Origin of the sequence: Alteromonas sp. B31-7 (assembly GCF_015767655.1) — a bacterium.
In the GTDB taxonomy this organism is placed as follows: domain Bacteria; phylum Pseudomonadota; class Gammaproteobacteria; order Enterobacterales; family Alteromonadaceae; genus Alteromonas; species Alteromonas australica.
On record NZ_CP065233.1, the window covers coordinates 3312301 to 3328308 of the forward strand.

16 protein-coding genes and 1 pseudogene are annotated in these 16008 nt (G+C 44.4%); 9 read left to right on the forward strand and 8 right to left on the reverse strand.

Annotated features, from left to right (window positions below; genetic code table 11):
* The first annotated feature begins 38 nt into the window (after positions 1-38).
* From IUA53_RS14335 to IUA53_RS14355, 5 genes and pseudogenes are all read left to right on the forward strand, one after another.
* Positions 39-923 carry a hypothetical protein gene (locus IUA53_RS14335; RefSeq protein WP_196897293.1) on the forward strand — a complete coding sequence of 295 codons (885 nt, stop codon included), beginning with the start codon at positions 39-41 and terminating at the stop codon, positions 921-923.
* Between the two features lie 3 nt (positions 924-926).
* The gene (locus IUA53_RS14340; protein ID WP_061094524.1) at positions 927-1463 is read left to right on the forward strand and encodes a hypothetical protein; all 537 of its coding nucleotides are present in this window, start codon (positions 927-929) and stop codon (positions 1461-1463) included.
* 271 nt (positions 1464-1734) lie between these two features.
* Positions 1735-2718, forward strand: coding sequence for a DGQHR domain-containing protein (locus IUA53_RS14345; RefSeq protein WP_071979582.1), 984 nt, complete (start codon positions 1735-1737; stop codon positions 2716-2718).
* Between the two features lie 2 nt (positions 2719-2720).
* A complete protein-coding gene (locus IUA53_RS14350; protein WP_156844044.1) occupies positions 2721-3605 on the forward strand; it encodes a hypothetical protein in 885 nt (294 codons plus the stop codon).
* Between the two features lie 410 nt (positions 3606-4015).
* Positions 4016-4360, forward strand: a pseudogene (locus tag IUA53_RS14355) (Y-family DNA polymerase); the annotation flags it as partial.
* A gap of 75 nt (positions 4361-4435) precedes the next feature.
* On the opposite strand, the gene istB reads toward IUA53_RS14355, so the two are convergent.
* Both istB and istA read right to left on the reverse strand, forming a co-directional pair.
* Positions 4436-5221: an IS21-like element helper ATPase IstB gene (gene istB, locus IUA53_RS14360; RefSeq protein WP_269748602.1), complete on the reverse strand. Its 786-nt coding sequence runs from the start codon at positions 5219-5221 to the stop codon at positions 4436-4438.
* A 12-nt stretch (positions 5222-5233) separates the two neighbouring features.
* Positions 5234-6760, reverse strand: coding sequence for an IS21 family transposase (gene istA, locus IUA53_RS14365; protein WP_196899553.1), 1527 nt, complete (start codon positions 6758-6760; stop codon positions 5234-5236).
* 299 nt (positions 6761-7059) lie between these two features.
* On the opposite strand from istA, the gene IUA53_RS14370 reads away from it, so the two are divergent.
* Positions 7060-7668 carry a DinB/UmuC family translesion DNA polymerase gene (locus tag IUA53_RS14370; protein WP_071979579.1) on the forward strand — a complete coding sequence of 203 codons (609 nt, stop codon included), beginning with the start codon at positions 7060-7062 and terminating at the stop codon, positions 7666-7668.
* Between the two features lie 8 nt (positions 7669-7676).
* On the opposite strand, the gene IUA53_RS14375 is transcribed toward IUA53_RS14370, so the two are convergent.
* The 3 genes from IUA53_RS14375 to mobI all read right to left on the reverse strand — a co-directional run bounded on the left by IUA53_RS14375 (position 7677) and on the right by mobI (position 10340).
* Positions 7677-8510 (reverse strand): mechanosensitive ion channel family protein, encoded by an 834-nt coding sequence (locus IUA53_RS14375; RefSeq protein ID WP_015066538.1) that lies wholly within the window; start codon positions 8508-8510, stop codon positions 7677-7679.
* Positions 8511-8578: 68 nt separating this feature from the next.
* A complete protein-coding gene (locus IUA53_RS14380; protein ID WP_015066537.1) occupies positions 8579-9547 on the reverse strand; it encodes a calcium/sodium antiporter in 969 nt (322 codons plus the stop codon).
* 364 nt (positions 9548-9911) lie between these two features.
* The gene (gene mobI, locus IUA53_RS14385) at positions 9912-10340 is read right to left on the reverse strand and encodes a conjugative transfer protein MobI(A/C) (RefSeq protein ID WP_425292817.1); all 429 of its coding nucleotides are present in this window, start codon (positions 10338-10340) and stop codon (positions 9912-9914) included.
* Positions 10341-10822: 482 nt separating this feature from the next.
* Between mobI and IUA53_RS14390 the strand changes: the two genes are divergently transcribed.
* From IUA53_RS14390 to IUA53_RS14400, 3 genes are read left to right on the forward strand one after another with little or no spacing between them, the layout of a single operon-like run.
* Positions 10823-11797 (forward strand): ParM/StbA family protein, encoded by a 975-nt coding sequence (locus IUA53_RS14390; protein ID WP_015066536.1) that lies wholly within the window; start codon positions 10823-10825, stop codon positions 11795-11797.
* A gap of 2 nt (positions 11798-11799) precedes the next feature.
* A complete protein-coding gene (locus IUA53_RS14395; protein WP_015066535.1) occupies positions 11800-12069 on the forward strand; it encodes a hypothetical protein in 270 nt (89 codons plus the stop codon).
* Position 12070: 1 nt separating this feature from the next.
* The gene (locus IUA53_RS14400; RefSeq protein ID WP_015066534.1) at positions 12071-13312 is read left to right on the forward strand and encodes a tyrosine-type recombinase/integrase; all 1242 of its coding nucleotides are present in this window, start codon (positions 12071-12073) and stop codon (positions 13310-13312) included.
* A gap of 11 nt (positions 13313-13323) precedes the next feature.
* On the opposite strand, the gene IUA53_RS14405 is transcribed toward IUA53_RS14400, so the two are convergent.
* The 3 genes from IUA53_RS14405 to IUA53_RS14415 form a co-directional block, all read right to left on the reverse strand.
* On the reverse strand, positions 13324-13518 hold the full coding sequence (locus IUA53_RS14405; RefSeq protein WP_000127614.1) for a helix-turn-helix transcriptional regulator: 195 nt from the start codon (positions 13516-13518) through the stop codon (positions 13324-13326).
* A gap of 216 nt (positions 13519-13734) precedes the next feature.
* Complete coding sequence (locus IUA53_RS14410) at positions 13735-14964, reverse strand: type II toxin-antitoxin system HipA family toxin (protein ID WP_015066533.1); 1230 nt, start codon at positions 14962-14964, stop codon at positions 13735-13737.
* Positions 14957-15277, reverse strand: coding sequence for a helix-turn-helix domain-containing protein (locus IUA53_RS14415; protein ID WP_000122829.1), 321 nt, complete (start codon positions 15275-15277; stop codon positions 14957-14959). The genes IUA53_RS14410 and IUA53_RS14415 overlap by 8 nt, the downstream gene beginning before the upstream one ends.
* Positions 15278-16008: the final 731 nt, after the last annotated feature.

Sequence of the window (16008 nt, forward strand, 5' to 3'; positions counted from 1 at the left end):
AAGACTGATCGGGTGGTGAAGAAAAAGTCTGTGATCGAATGACCGGAATAGAGTTGATCGGGCTAGCCAGAATCAGCGATCGAGAACATCAGAATACGCACGCATTACACACTAAAATTAATACGGGGTTTAACAGCGATAAATTTGATTTTACACTTACAGCAGAAGATATGGGGCATTTACAGACCTCCGACCCAACCCAAACATCTTTTAATCAGGGTGATAAATTTCACTTTTCGCCACACCAGACACGGCGCTCCCTCGCGTACTACCTAATTGGTTATGAGCTGTGTTCTTTCCCCGCCTTGAAGCAGCAATTTTCGCATTTGTCGATGGCAATGACGCGATGGTATGCCCGAAATGCCTATTCATTTGAAAAACTTTACAGCGAAATACAAAAAGAACGAGTCACACAACAGGCTGAGATATTTGCTCGCATATATCAAAAAATGGCGAATGGTAAGCGTATCGCAGGAGGTAAAGGTCAAGCAGCAGCGGCTGAGATTAGTCGCGAAGGTGAAAGTTATTTTGAAGATGGAGTAAGCAAACGCAAGCTATCGGTTGACTACTGGATAGATCGGTTGACCAACGGTAAAGAACATTTACATGCTATTGCTCCTGGGATGTATTGCACTAACACTCAATGTTCAATGCGTATCAATATTGATTTAAGTGAATGTGTAGACTGCGAATATGATTTTATTGAAAATGCTGTTTATGCCGAATCCTCCCGTATGGACGCAATGAGAAACGTTGAGTTTTTAAAAGAAAACAATGAATTAAACTCCAGTTCTGCAACCAAATACTTTATGCAGGTAAAAGCTGCGGAAGCGATCATGGATGATCTAGGATTTAAATATGAAAAGTATGAATTTGCAGAAGATGTGCTGAATTTGGTTATCGAAACGACAAGGAAGGCGTAAGGCATGACAGACAAGGCGGAGTTAAGCTCAACAGAAAGACAGCTAAGAGACGCATTGGCGCGGCTTGTTCATCAAAAGCCGATTAACAGAGAGTTGAAACAAAAGCTTAAAGCCAACAAGCTTAAAATTGTTGTTTCTAATGTTGAGAAAGAAGCGGGGTTATCGAATGGATCGGCCAGGCGCTATCCAGAAACAAAAGCGCTGATCGAAAGCGCTGAAGCAAATCGTGTTCATGGAGTAAGCAATGTGTCCGATACTGTGGTTCGCGGCCACCCTCTCCACATAAAGGCTAAGGAAGACTTAGACAAAGCTAAAAAAGAAATCAAAAAGCTTAAGAGAGAAATTGAGAAGAAAGAAGAAAAGCTTGGAGATTATAAAAAACGCTTAAAGTCTCAAGCCGTGAGAATGCACCAAATGACCGTTGCTATGTGGGAACATATGCCTGAAGAATGCAAGCATATTGAGTTAATGATCGATGTGGAAACAACGGGGGCAACAGGCAACGTTCTAGAATTCAAAAAGCGAGAGAAGCTAGATTAGCTCCGAGACTTATGTTCTTAGCTGGATTAGTCTGGACTCAACCTGTCAAATTCAAATCACGATGCAATTAGGTCCGACAGGTTGCTCTAACTCACCTCTGCCCCTAAGTGTGTTGTGAGCGTTTAAATACATTTCACCAAAGCACCATTTGACTTACTTTTTGTAATACCAGTAATTTGTCTACACAAACGGGTGACTTAACTTTCAGAATCTAAGACACAAGATGTTGTTCTTGGTATCATAAAAAAAAATAAGAAAAAGGACTAAATTGATGACTCAAATTAATAAAATGGCATTCAGCATAGGTAATGATGATATTGATTTATACCTTACGGCAATGAAGGCTAGTGAAATTTTGCAAGTTGCCACAGTTTCTCGAGTAGATGAGGATGCACAAAAGGGGTATCAGCGTCATTTGTCAGAACCACGAGCTAAGCTGATCGCGGAATATTTAGATTCAGGGAATCTAATCCCAGGGGCCGTAATTCTGAGTGCTCAAGAAAACTCAGTTATATCATTCAGTAATTCTGAATTATCGATGGAACTGATTCCTAACTCTTTATTCGTTATTGATGGTCAGCATCGATTATATGGCGCTCATTTGGCAGAGCAAGATATTGAACTACCCGTGTGTATTTTTAAAGGTTTAGAACACACTAACGAAGTTCAATACTTTATAGATATAAACTCTAACCAGAAAGGCGTGCCTAAAACACTTCGTCTTGAGTTGTTAAAGTTTTTGGCTGAAGAGGACTCGCTCGATGCTGTTAGAGCCCGATTATTCGATGAGCTTGGAAATGAGCCTGATTCTCCCCTTTACGGAAAACTCAGTGCAACCTCTAGTTCTAGAGGTAAAATCTCGCATGTTCCATTTCAAGCAGCCTTAGACCCTATATTGAAAGTTCATCCATTATCTAGCTTGGCTTACGATGATAAAAAACGTCTATTATCAAACTATACCTCCGCTGTACAAGGTGTTCTTGAAAGCACATTAGGGAGCAGCGAAAAGCTAACTACAGCAGCATATTTTGAAGCTGTATTTAGCATCTTTGGACAAGTTTGCGGCCTTTCAATGATGTATTCAAAAAGCTACTCTGCCTCCGCACTAAAGGAAGTCTTAGAAGGTTTAAAACCATTCAACTTTGCTATTCATACAGGCACAAACCGTGATGCTATCAAGAAAATGAGTGATGAAATGCAAGAGCTAATTGAAATTCATAGCCACAAACTTGGCTCGGTTCAAGATCTGTTTTAATCATGATCAGTTCTGAAATATCAAAGGAAGTATTAGGCAGGCTTACTTCACTGGGATTCCAAAGAAGTGATAAGCCATCAAGTTATTCGATGGCTAATAGCTTCAAAAAAGCCCTAGTTAGCTCTATTGTCGATATAGATGTTCAAGTGATCAACTCAAGCCGCCTTGAGGTTACCATGCCGATGAGTGACTATCTAAATGCAATTCTAACGGACTTTCACTTTGGAAAAGTTCGTGTAGAAAACCAAATTAAACACTTAACTGAACAGGTTAATGGTGATCTACAAGCTGCATGGTGTGTTGTTACAACTTATTATGCTTGCTACTTCATGTGCAATGAGATTTCAAGGATTGCAGGAAAATTCATAACCAACCTGACAGAAGAAGATCAAACCCGATTATTAAGTGCAGCTCAAGCAGGTACATCATCGATGTTTAACATTGATGGCCCAAGTAGCTTTGCTGTAATGGCTTCTCAAGGTAATAATTTTAATGAAATTAAACTAGATATCATTAAAACGGGAGCTAGACCTCATCAAGTCGCTTGGACAAATGTAAGTAGCCTAATCAATCCTATAAAAGTATCGGATAAACACAATACAGCATGTCAACTGCTAAAGGATATTGTATCTTCATCTAATGACAGGTGGGCTTTACCTAGCGCAATTAGAAATGAGTGGAACTACAGTGCACCTAGTCTTTATGGAGATTCTGGTACTGATATTGGAAAGAATTTTTTATCCCTTATGAAGCAAGGGTCTTCAGTTAAGTGGGCTTCAAAAATAGGTATTCAACCCCATGAAAATAACCGTGTTGCTGCGTTAGCATATGTATATGATTGCTTAAGTGGTGCGTATCAGTTGATCGATGGGCGCTTAAACAGTTGAAGCAAACCAATATTGGCCATTGAGCGGTTCAGTAGTTTTGAATACCCTATCAGTGAGCACCATCATCAAAGCGAGTGAAATTTCCATACTTTATCTAATTCATGTTTTTCTAAATTAGCTAAAATGCAACTCAGAAATGTCCAGAAGTGAGTTGTGTGGTGTCGAGTGGAGATTGTACGATTAAGCCCCTAAGTAATTAGTCCGTCAGTCTCCCTCGGTAATCAAATTAGTACATCTTAGCGATCAAATTGGTAAAAAATTAGACATGTAGATGAATGCCCACCTTAAAAAATAGACAGCGGGTTGGGCTGGGTGATTTTTCTGGTGTTAGACGCCAGCAACCCATGCGGCAGAATGGTTGCTCACTTACTCGCCTATTTTTAGCGGGAATTCTTAGCCAACTGTACTAGCTGTATACAGATTTAAGCAGTCGAGTGATGCGCACTTTGGAAGAGATGGCACCACGAGTAGAGGTTTACTCCATTGACGAAGCGTTTTTGGACTTAACCGGTATTGAGTCTGTCCTATCCCTTGTCGAGTTCGGACAACAAGTGCGAGAGCGCATAGGCCACTGGATTGGGATCACCGTCTGTGTAGGCATTGCACCGACTAAAACACTCGCCAAGCTGGCTAACCATGCCGCCAAGAAATATCCTGCCACTCAGGGGGTTGTAGACCTGACCAATCCAGATCGGCAACGTCGATTGCTCGCATTAGTCCCGGTTGATGATGTTTGGGGCGTTGGTGTCAATTTGCACCCTAATGGCGCCACCCATTTGCGGCCTAATGGAGCCACCTAAACCGGCTCTTTTTACCCTCAAACAAGTTGATTATTGACTGTTTTTAGCACTACGTCCAGCATGTTGGTTTTTTGCTCCTTTTTCTGAGCGTAGTTTTCGGTAACTTTCTCCTTCTAAGATTAAGCGATATGCGTTGTGTTTTAGTCGGTCAAGTGTGGCGGCCCCGAGTAGTTTGTTTGGGAAGGCATCGCCCCATTCTGTGAAGTCTAAATTGCTAGTGATGATGGTCGCGTGTTGTTCGTAGCGCTCGTCTATTAGGTCGTGTAAGTCTTCATCTTGTGGGGATTTCAGTGGTTTTAAGCCGAAGTCGTCTATGATGAGCAGTGGCACCTTTGCCAGCGCTTGGAAGCGCTTTTCATATGTGTTGGTGGCTCTTGCTGCATAGAGGTTGGCGAGCAGTTTTGCTTGAGTGAAGAACAATACGTCCACGCCTTGTTGTACCGCGCAGTGACCAATGGCTTGGGCTAAATGACTTTTTCCCGTGCCGCAAGGACCGGCAATGAGTACAGGTACTTTTTCATCAATAAAGCTGCAAGTGGCTAACTCTTTCACATAGGCTTGATTGAGGTTTGGGTTGTTGCTTAAATCGAAGCTTTCCAGTGTTTTATTGGATTTAAAGCCCGCACGGCGCAGCCGTGTGGCATATTTCTTTTGGTCACGTCTGGCCACCTCATCTTGAACAAGCAGGGCTAAGAACTCTGGATAGGTCATTTGATGTTCGATGGCTTCACGGTTACGCTGAGCCAGTGAATCGGTCATACCCGATAGTCTAAGTTGTTTTAATAGTGGCGATAATTCTGGAATGGGATTAATCATATTAATGTCCTTTTAATGAGGGATGAGTTTGTTAGGATCACGGTGGAAGCGACCACCGCCGGTGTAACTGTCGCTTAAACTGTCAAACGCATCGCCTTGATGCGGTAAGCTATCCAGCCCTTTTTCAAGGATTTGCTTCACCGCAATGTAGCGCACGTTATCGAAGGTCAAGGCACGGGCACACGCGGCCTCAAGACGCTGATTACCATAGCGTTTGGCTAAACTGATAACTCCTTGCGCGGCCCGTAGGTTATCGAGCACACGACTGGCGAACAGGCGTTTGGTAAACACATGGCAGTATTCCCCTATCTTCTCGGATTGGGCTAAGCAATATTGTGGGTCTTGCATGTTATAGGCTTGCGCCGCAGGCGGTTGATGGTCCGGCACCGTGGAGCGGCCACCTTGGTGACGTAACCTGCCGTGGGTCGCCTTCAAGTCATACCCTTGGTAAATGCGCACACTGGTATCACTGGCGCGAAGCCACAGTGATTCTCTAATTAAGGTATATGGCACTGAGTAACGACAATGCTGGAATTGCACATGGCCATCACCATGCACTTTGACTTTCGCCCATGTTGCCAGCTCGGGCGGGACGTCAGGCAACGCGGTAAGTAAACCTTGTTCAATCTCCTTAAACTGCGTTAAGGGTTGTCGCCTTGTCGTACCATGGTCGCGATTACCGGCCACACTTAACACCCATTCACGTAATTGGGCATTGGCATCGGCTAAGCTTCTAAACTCACGCAAGGGAACAAACGCATTTTTGACATACTTGACGTTTGACTCTACACGCCCTTTCTTCTGAGGGTCGCGCACCGGGCATGGCGCAATTAAAAAGCCATAGCCTTCGGCGCATTCGCCATAAGCTCGTTGTACATCGGGGTCGTGATAGCAGGCTTTGGTGATGGCGCACTTAGGGTTATCAATCACGACACGCTTAGGCACCCCGTTAAACCATTCAAAGGCGCGTCGGTGGCACGATAGCCATGTATCAACACTTTGGTCCCAGATAAACTCGGCATACATATGACGGCTCCATGCCATGGTCATAATAAATATCCAAGTCTTACGCATTTCGCCGGTACGGGTATCGACGATGAGCGGACCTGCACCGAAGTCCACTTGCGTCGCATCGCCTGGCTCGAACTCCATCACGGTAGAGACCTTGCCAGGTTGAGTAGCGATGACGCTTTTAATATAACGGTTTACCGCCCAGTAACTGCCGGTGAAGCCGTGGTTATTGACCAAGGTCGTATGGATAGTGCTGCCTTGCACGCCGTCCTCAATCCATTGATTGACCTTATTGGCAAACGGTAGCACCGAAGACACAGACGACGATGGCGTATGCACCGTCACATTGAGCACAGCCGCAAGTTGGGTGTTATCTGGCAAAGCACTCACCTTATCCAACCAGCCATGTTCAACAGCAGTTTCTCTCAGCTTCTGAGCTTTTTTGCGCCCCATAAAGCCTGCTTGCGCGATCGCGCGATTAGATTCACCCATTCGCATCCGAACGAGTATTTGTCGATATTGATACATTTCAAACCTCTTGTTTGCCATGCGTCATCTCCTTGTCTAAAAAGTAGACATAAAGATACGCGATTTACAATGAAGTTTGAGGGAAAAAGAGGGGCATTTAGTGGCGCCATTAGCCGCAAATCCGGTGGCGCCATTAGGTGCAAATTAGGTGGTGCCTTTACGCCGCAAGTCAACTGGCTCCATAGCGGTGCAAATTAACAGTTGGTAAACGGCTTTCTAAGCGATTAAATGCGTTAGGTATCACCACAGCCTTAGACCTAGCCAATGCCTCTCCTAGAGCCATCAGAGACCAGTTTTCAGTGGTTTTAGAAAGAACCGTCAGAGAGCTCAATGGTGAGTCGTGCATTGAACTTGAAGAGATCCCGCCAACTAAGAAACAAATCGTCTGTAGCCGTTCATTTGGCGTAAAAGTAACGCAATTTGAATTGTTACGTGAGGCCGTATGTGAATACGCAACCCGCGCCACTGAGAAGCTTCGCAAAGAACAGCAGCAAGCCAAAGTGCTGACCGTGTTCATACGTACCAGCCCCTTTAAGGACAACGAGCCGCAATACAGCAACTCTGCATCGGGTGAATTGCTAATCCCCAGTTGCGACACGCGGGATTTTATCGAGCTGGCCAATCACTTACTCAAGCGGATTTGGAAGGATGGTTTTCGTTATGCCAAAGCGGGCGTCATGCTGTCTGACTTTTACGATCCCGGCATGTTTCAACCAGGACTATTCGATGACGTATCGATCCGCTCTAATAGCCAGCAGTTAATGTCTGTATTGGACACCATTAACCAAAGCGGTGCCGGAAAGGTTTTCTTTGCTGGACAAGGTACGAAGAAAGATTGGTCGATGAAGCGAGAGCATTTGTCTCCCGCTTATACAACACGCTGGGACCAGTTACCGCGAGTATGGTAATGCTCTCTTTATTTGCTGCTTGAGTTTTCGATAATGTGGAGCGTACGCTGAGGGAACGGAATCGTCAGACCAGCCGCTTCAATAGCTTCTTTTACTTGTTTATTTAAATCCCAATAAGCTGACCAATAGTTTTCATTTGTTGCCCATGCTCTCAGCTGAATATTTACTGCACTGTCGGCCATGGACGCAACCATTACCTGAGGCGCTGGATCAGTCATCAATCTTGATTCATTTTCTGCAACACCTTGCAATATTTTAAACGCGTCATCTATGGAGTCGGAATAGGAAATACCAACAACAATATCCATCCGTCGTTTACCATTACGGGTGAAGTTTTTGATATTATTTCCCCATAAGACGCTATTCGGGGAAGCAATATACAATCCATCTATAGTTTCAAGCACTGTTGTAAAAAGATTTATCTCTTTAACTGTCCCTTGAGTTGAACCAAACTCAATAAAATCTCCAGATTTAAAAGGTCGAAGGATCAGTAGCATGATTCCAGCTGCGATGTTACTGAGCGTATCTTTAAGCGCAAGACCAACTGCCAAACCTGCCGCACCAACCAGAGCGATAAGACTAGCAGTATTTACCCCAAAGATGTCTAAAATAAATACACCGCCGATGACATATACCGCGTAACTGGCTACGGTTGAAAATATTGGTATCAGGGTCGCGTCAACTTTTTTCAACTTAGAGTTAGTGTCTTGAATCGCTTTGCGCACTGCTCTTGCAATAAGTGAGCTTGCCACCAAAATAACAATAGCCAAGATTAAATTATAACCAAGCGCTACTATTGCCTCTGAATGATTTTGCCAAAATTGAATAAATGAATCTTTCATATCTCTCTCTTTCATTGTGCGCATGTGAGTTGAATCCACATGCCCACTTATTATTTTTGATTTTGCTATTAAATCACAGACGAAACTAACCAAGTGTTGTAAGCACAAAATGCGATTAGCAGACCTGCGCCTTCCAATCTGTTAATCCGTCCAGCACCACGAAATCCATAGGCCATAAATAGCAAGGCGATTGTCAAACCCATCATAACTAACCAGTCGCGAGACATAACCTCGGAAGACATACCTGTAATCGGCGATATAACGCCTGCGATACCAACGACAGCGAGTAAGTTAAACATGTTAGAACCCACCACATTGCCAATAGCGATATCATGCTCACCTTTTCTAACTGCAATAATGGATGCTGCTAATTCAGGGAGTGACGTGCCCAAAGCAACAATCGTTAAGCCGATAATTAAATCACTAACACCCAGTGCCTCTGCGATACTCACTGCTCCCCAAACGAGTACTCGTGAACTCACTATCAGAAGAATCAAGCCAATCACCAGCCAAAAAATAGCTTTTTTGATAGGCATCTCGTGTTCAACCAGTTCTTGATCCATTTCACTTTCTAATTTATCCCCTTTACCTCTCATAGCAGAGTAAATACTCCAGCCAATTAAGGTAAAGAACCCCACCAGAAGAAGAACAGACTCAAAACGTGTTAGCGAGCCATCCCAAAGGAAATAACCGAGCGCAGAACTAATAAGCAATAATAAAGGGATCTCTTTTCTGACTATTTTTGATTGCACCAATATTGGGGTAATAATAGCTGTTAACCCTAGAATTAAACCTGTATTGACGATATTCGAGCCGAGCGCATTACCGAGGGCTAAATCTGGATTGCCATCAATGGCCGCCATTGCAGAAACAACCATTTCAGGTGCAGACGTACCGAAACCAACAATGACCATTCCAATTAGCAATGACGGCATGCCTGCATATTTTGCAGTCGCGGCTGCGCCTTCAACGAAGCGGTCAGCACTCCAAACTAATAAAATAAAGCCAGCTAGAATGGCTAAAGAAGCAACTAACATTATGCGCACCTCCCGTTTTTAAAATGACTCGTATTACTACAGAAGGTGCAGTTTAGGAGTTGTTTAATGGCTTTACTGAATGAAAATTTACGAGTATTTCCACTGGCATAAGACGCCAATCGATTGATCGTAATAACGATGGTTAGCTGTGACATGAGTATTTCCTTGGGGTGGTTTAGACAAAGGCAAACGAGACTCTCCACCCCGAGAGCGCCATTTGCCTTAAGTCTTGTCAATCCAAGTATGGACATAACCGCCACGAACTGCTGTTCGGAGACTGTTGACGGTTATCACAGTAAAAACTGAGAGACTACTCCCCTAAGGTTAGAACCGAATGATATAACCATTTATAACCATTTACAACTTAGCAATAAGCGTTCACTCTGCGACGCAACATGTTGAGCTTATCAACTTGGCGTCGAACATCACTGAAGAATTCCTCTTTCTCCATGGCCAGCGCTAGCTCCCATTCTTTGGCCAAACCTTGGCAGTCCAAAAATGCGTATCTCAGCTTCGTCTTTGAAATACGCAGTCCCTTACTAAAGACCACGCGCTTGCCTCGTTGACCGTGAAAACTGTTGATGTACCACTCTATGCCAAAGCCATACTTAAAGTCTCTGATACGGACACCAAGCAGCCCCCAATCTTTAAAGGGCGTATTTTCACGAACCTTGTAATGGGTAACCCAAAAGTCATCAACTTCAGCTCGTGCCAGCGCTTTTAGCCTGTCCGTTTCTTGCTGCAATAAATTTGATACTTCTGATTTCCATTGTTCATTGACGATTTCTACCAAACCAATTTCCCCATCCAATTAACCCCAAAAGCCAAAACCACTATCCGTTTGGCTTTTGGATCGAAACGCCAAACGTAAAACTGCCGTAACAATCGCTGTTTGGCGTCTCGATATAAATCAACTCGCGCAATCCCATACCTGACAAGGGATACAGGCCGATTTCACTTAAAAACGCCTAAAAAGACGTATTGCCATGAAAATACAAACCGTTTGGCAAGTTCAGGCCAGAATGCAAACGACGTTTGGCGTATCGATTTTTTTGGCTCAGTCATCCGCCGCCAAACAGCGCCTATTCTCATACTTTTGCGAAAATGCAATAGGCAGATAGATGAAAGGATTTGTCACCTTTCTGCCCACCGCCAGTGCACCGAATCCTGATAATGACATTTGAGTGAACCGCCAGAGCACTTGGGCATGCCCAAGCGTGACCAGCGCGGTTGATTGAAAACCGTTAGAGCACTTTGAGTGCACAGGAGATAAGTATGTTTGTATTAGGCGTAGATATCGGTTACTCGAACCTGAAGCTGGCTATTGGCCAATCAGGCAGTGAACCGAAAACCATTATTCTGCCTGCGGGAGCCGGTCCTGCGGATCGTATGCCGGAGCGTATCGGTGGAGGCGATGATGAAACTTGTTTGTATGTATCTGTCGATAATGAGCGTTGGGCCGCCGGTGTGCCAGCTGGACGCCTTCAAAGCTGGGAACGAGAGCTTCACCCGGAATATCCCACCACAAAAACCTATAAGGCGCTTTTTCATGCCGCCTTGTTAATGGCTGAAACAGAATCCATCGATTTGGTTGTCACTGGATTACCGGTTTCCCAGTTTCATGAACCACAACGTAAGTCTGACCTTGTGCAGCGTTTAAAAGGTGTCCATCAAGTGACGCCTAAGCGCAGCATCACCGTTCGTGACGTCAAAGTGTTGCCGCAGCCTGCCGGTGCCTATATGGATCTGGTTCAAACAGGTGGTGATTTGGGCTTGATTGAAGAAGGTCGTGTCGTCGTCATAGATCCCGGCTTTTTTTCTGTTGACTGGGTTGCCCTTGAGGCCGGAGAAATTCGCTACAGCTCATCTGGAACCAGTCTTCAGGCAATGTCCGTGCTACTGGAAACCATTGATAAGCTGATTTCGGAAGATCACGGTGCCAAAGTCGGAATGGATCGACTTGAAAAAGCCATGAGAACCGGCGACTTGCAGGTGCTGCTATTTGGAGAAAAAGTCGATATTTCACCTTATCTGAATGCTGCCATGAAAAAGGTAGCGCCTGTTGCTCTTACAGCCATGCGCCAATCCATGCGTGACGAAAGCATCAATGCGGACTTGGTATTGATCGCCGGAGGTGGAGCCATGGCTTATAAGGAAGCGGCCAAGGAGATTTTTTCACGAAGCAAGATCATCGTGCCGGAACAGTCTGTTTTGGCGAACGTCCGAGGCTTCTGGTTTTATGGGGCCTGATTATGAGAGTTGTCGTCAACATTCCCCCAGGGAGCCACCCTGAACTGCTCAAAGAATTAGAAAAGACGCCGCCACGGGAACGCGCTGAGCGTCTGCGGATGCTGGCCACCTTTGGGTTAATTCACATGAGCCAACCCAATCTATCCACGACATCTGTACCGGTGGATGGTCTTGCACCAGATGGTGAAGTTACTTCTAAGAGTACAGCGCCAGAACCCAAAGCAGAATCACGTAAACAATCATTAAAATCAAAACTAGGGCTGGGCTTATAACATGGCGTTATCAGTTAGCTGGCTCGATGCCAGGTTAAATAAAGAAGCAAAAGAAACCGTAGTAAAAGCCGACCGAGATGGGCTAAGTGCTCGGGTATCGCCCAAGGGCAAAATTGTTTTTCAGTTTCGTTATCGGTTTGATGGCAAGCAACAGCGGGTAGACATAGGTACTTACCCACTTATGAAGCTTGCTGAAGCTAGGAATGAGCTGGATAGGTTAAGGGCGGTACTTGATCAGGGCAGAAACCCCAAGCTCTACCTACAGCAGGAACGGGCCAAGTATTCTGCCAACCAAAGCTTCGAATCGATTTTTCGAGACTGGATAGACTCTGCCGGTAAGCAAGGGCTAAAGGAGAAAACGTGGCACTACCAAAAACGCAGCAGTGAAATATATTTGCTGCCCCGACTTGGCAAGTACCCATTAACTGACATCAATGAATTGTCCTTGCGAAACTGTCTTCGTGAGGTTTCGGAGTCGTCCCCTTCAAACACAGAACGTCTGGTGTCTGTGCTGCACAAGTTTTATGACTGGCTGATTGATGAACAAATTTTGGAAATTAACGCTGCCGCTGGGATCACAGCAAAAAAGGTTGGCGGTAAGAAAGGCAAACGAACTCGGGTGCTAAATGACAACGAGATAAGGATACTTTGGCGCTATTTGCATGAGTCAAAAATCACTGAGAAGAATCGCATCTACATAAAACTGCTTCTCTTATTGGGAGGGCGCAAGGGCGAACTCATTCAAGCTGAAAAGCATCACTTTGACTTGCAATCTGCAATGTGGACAGTGCCCATAGAGATCCGCAAACAAGGTGAGAAAATTGGAGCGCCGATCATGCGGCCATTGATTAGGCCTGCTATCGAGCTGATTGAACTGGCGATGCAGATGAGCAAATCAACTTACTTGTTTCCCGCGAACGGACAAGAAAAGCTTGCCACAAATGGCTTTGATACCACTATTCCTAACAATGTGAAAATCTGGGCTCGCAGGTCACTTGGCATTGAGATGGAACACTGGTCTATGCATGATCTTCGCAGAACGATGCGAACGCGAATGTCTGCCATCACGACGCAAGAAGTTGCCGAGTTGATGATTGGCCACAGCAAAAAAGGGTTGGATGCTATCTACAACCAATATCAGTACCTGGATGAAATGCGTCATGCTTACGACGTTTGGTATCAACAGCTAGAAACCATCATCGAGCCGACAGGCTTTCCGTTCAACTGGCGTTTCGGACAGTAAAAGAAAGAGGCTCAGTCCTCTTTCTTCTCATACTCTTCCAAGTCTTCAATGTGCCACAGCTTATTTCGCGTATTTCGGTTAATACGAGGTTGCGGCAAGCTGCCATCTTTTATTCTTCGCCAGAGCGTCGTATAGCTAATGTGGTAACGAGCCATCACTTCGTAAGATGTTAGAAAAGGGGTTACCTGGTGCGCTACTGCTGTCATCTGCATTCTCCTGAAAATCAATGTAAAGCTATCATCGCCTGATTCATCACTTGTTGATGGTCAGAAAGATGCATGATTTGTTCAGAAGATCAGCCTTATCATGACACCGGTATCATTGTGCAGTTTACCAAATTTCCAGTTTACGGCGAAAAGCGCCGTAAAATCGCATTAAGTTAAACCATCTTTATAGATATGCACGCTCTAGCTACTAGGAATTTAGCGTAGCGGTATGCTTCGTAAGTGCGTTTCGATGGCTTCAATCACTGACTTAGTAAGGGGTAAATGCGCTTTTTCTTTCGCCCATACCTCATGGAAGCATGCTACAGTTTGCTTTGCGGTATCTAACACCAATTTTTCTGGCAACATGGCTTTAGCCGCTAAGTGTGACAGCTCATCCAGCGTGAAATCACTGAATTTCTTGCTACGGCTCACCTTCAGCGATGCACTATCATCGGGGATATAAGGAATAGTCGAGACAAAATCATAAGCAGGCGCAATCGATGCGGTGCGCTTGTCTTTGTAAATCACAGACCAATTCTTCAAATGCATATCGGCATTACCAATTAACGTATTGAACACCAATCTGCGTGTAAATTCTGCGATGTCCTCGTCTTGACCTTCGATGCCGATAACCTGAGCAATATTGCGCATACTCGCTTTTTTGTATTTATCTTGAGGATAGACGCCAAACACTTGCGCAAAATCTTCAATATGTACGGCTTGATCACCTGCACGATCAAAGCGCTTGATCACAAACGCCTGAGCATTTTTAAAAGCATCACCAAATTTACCAATACCATCTGGGATATTAGCAATCTGGTTAATGGAAAGTAGCTGAGTCTCTGGCACATCCATCCCAAGCAATCGAGCCAGTTCCATCATCGAATATTCATTTTCTGGCACAGCGTCAAATCGAGATGACGGCAACTTCACAATCCAAGAGCCACCTTTACCAGTTGCTGGAATGGTCAAGCCGCCGTTAGCCTGTTGCACGGCTGAAAACTTCAATTGCACACCCGCCAATGAAAAACGCATTGGAGCATCTATTTTCGTTTTATCTTCAATACCTTGATGCACATTAGGTGGTAAGGCTTCACCATCCGCAGGCTCAACCGTGATCGCTCCAGCCAGATCCTGCCCCAGTACCCACAATAGAAAAAATTCCCGTGCTGGGTTCACACCAGCACGCTCAGCCAGGTAATTACGCATGGTTTCTTCTGGTAAAAGGTTGGAGAAAAACGGGGTTAACTTATTTTGGGTAGGTTTGAAGCTAGTCAGCAGGCCACCGAGCGAATCTTTAAAGCCAAGCCCTAACACAGGCCGCGATTCGTCATTAATGTACGAATCCATAAAGGCAAAAAGTGTTCTGTCATTACCCACGTTGGTGATCGTTGCGATCGGTTCACCATAGAGCAATACGTTGAGCGTAGAGACATGGTTAGTCATCGTCGTCTTCCTCTAACTGATACGCGGGCGACATTGGCTCACCCTCATCGCTGATGCCGTTAATACCTTGGCCACTTCGAATGATCGACTTGATGGCAGGTACAGACTTTTTAGGCGCAACCAATAGCTCTAGGTCTAGTACACGGGCAAGTGCAATCAAACTGGATATTCTTAAATCAACACTGCCAGACTCGATTTTCGAAATATGGCTTTGAGGCACACCCGAACGAGCACTTAACTCTCTCTGGCTAAACCCCTTTCGTACCCGAGCTTCTCGAAGACTTTCTAGTATCTGCTCTGTTACATAGCTCATTTCGATACGCCTTAATGCATCACTTAAGAATAATTATATACAAAAACATATCACAGTAACTCAAATAACACAAATTCGATTAGCCATTACATATCAAAAGCCATGACCTGATACATAATTACATATAAGTAGAAGGAGATTTTTGTCATCGACAAAAGAGCGATACTCTCGCTGATAATCGCGAACTGACGCATCAAACTCCCTAAGTACTTTTGTCGCTCAGCCCTTATACAGCATGGGCTACAGAAGAACTCGCGTCAAATCGCCAGAAGATAAGTGCAACAAAGAGGAAGTTTGTACACAGTTACAGGAAATTTTGTACACACAGGTCGAAAATAAAGTGCAAAATGATGGTGTTAACAGCAACTAAATTTGAAGGTAAGTCTGATATCTCAATTAGAAATAACCGTATTGGTTCGCTTCAAGCATCTTCAAAAACAAACACTAAAGCAAAAATTACACCAATAATAAACTCCCTCATTAAATTTTGTAATTTGGTACAGAAGAAAACATTTACCAAAAAAAGAGACTCTTTTTAACGGTAGTACTTTTTACGTCAAACCCAGTAACCACAAGGCCTACAGCCAGGTTTGTGTCATGGAATTTCGCTAAAAACGGTAAATATGGCGATTTGTACTCAAGTTTGTACACACTTTCCGAGGTTACGCTTGAACATCATTGAAAAGCAAAGAAACGAGAAAAAGACAAAAAGCCTTTAAATTCAGTACGTA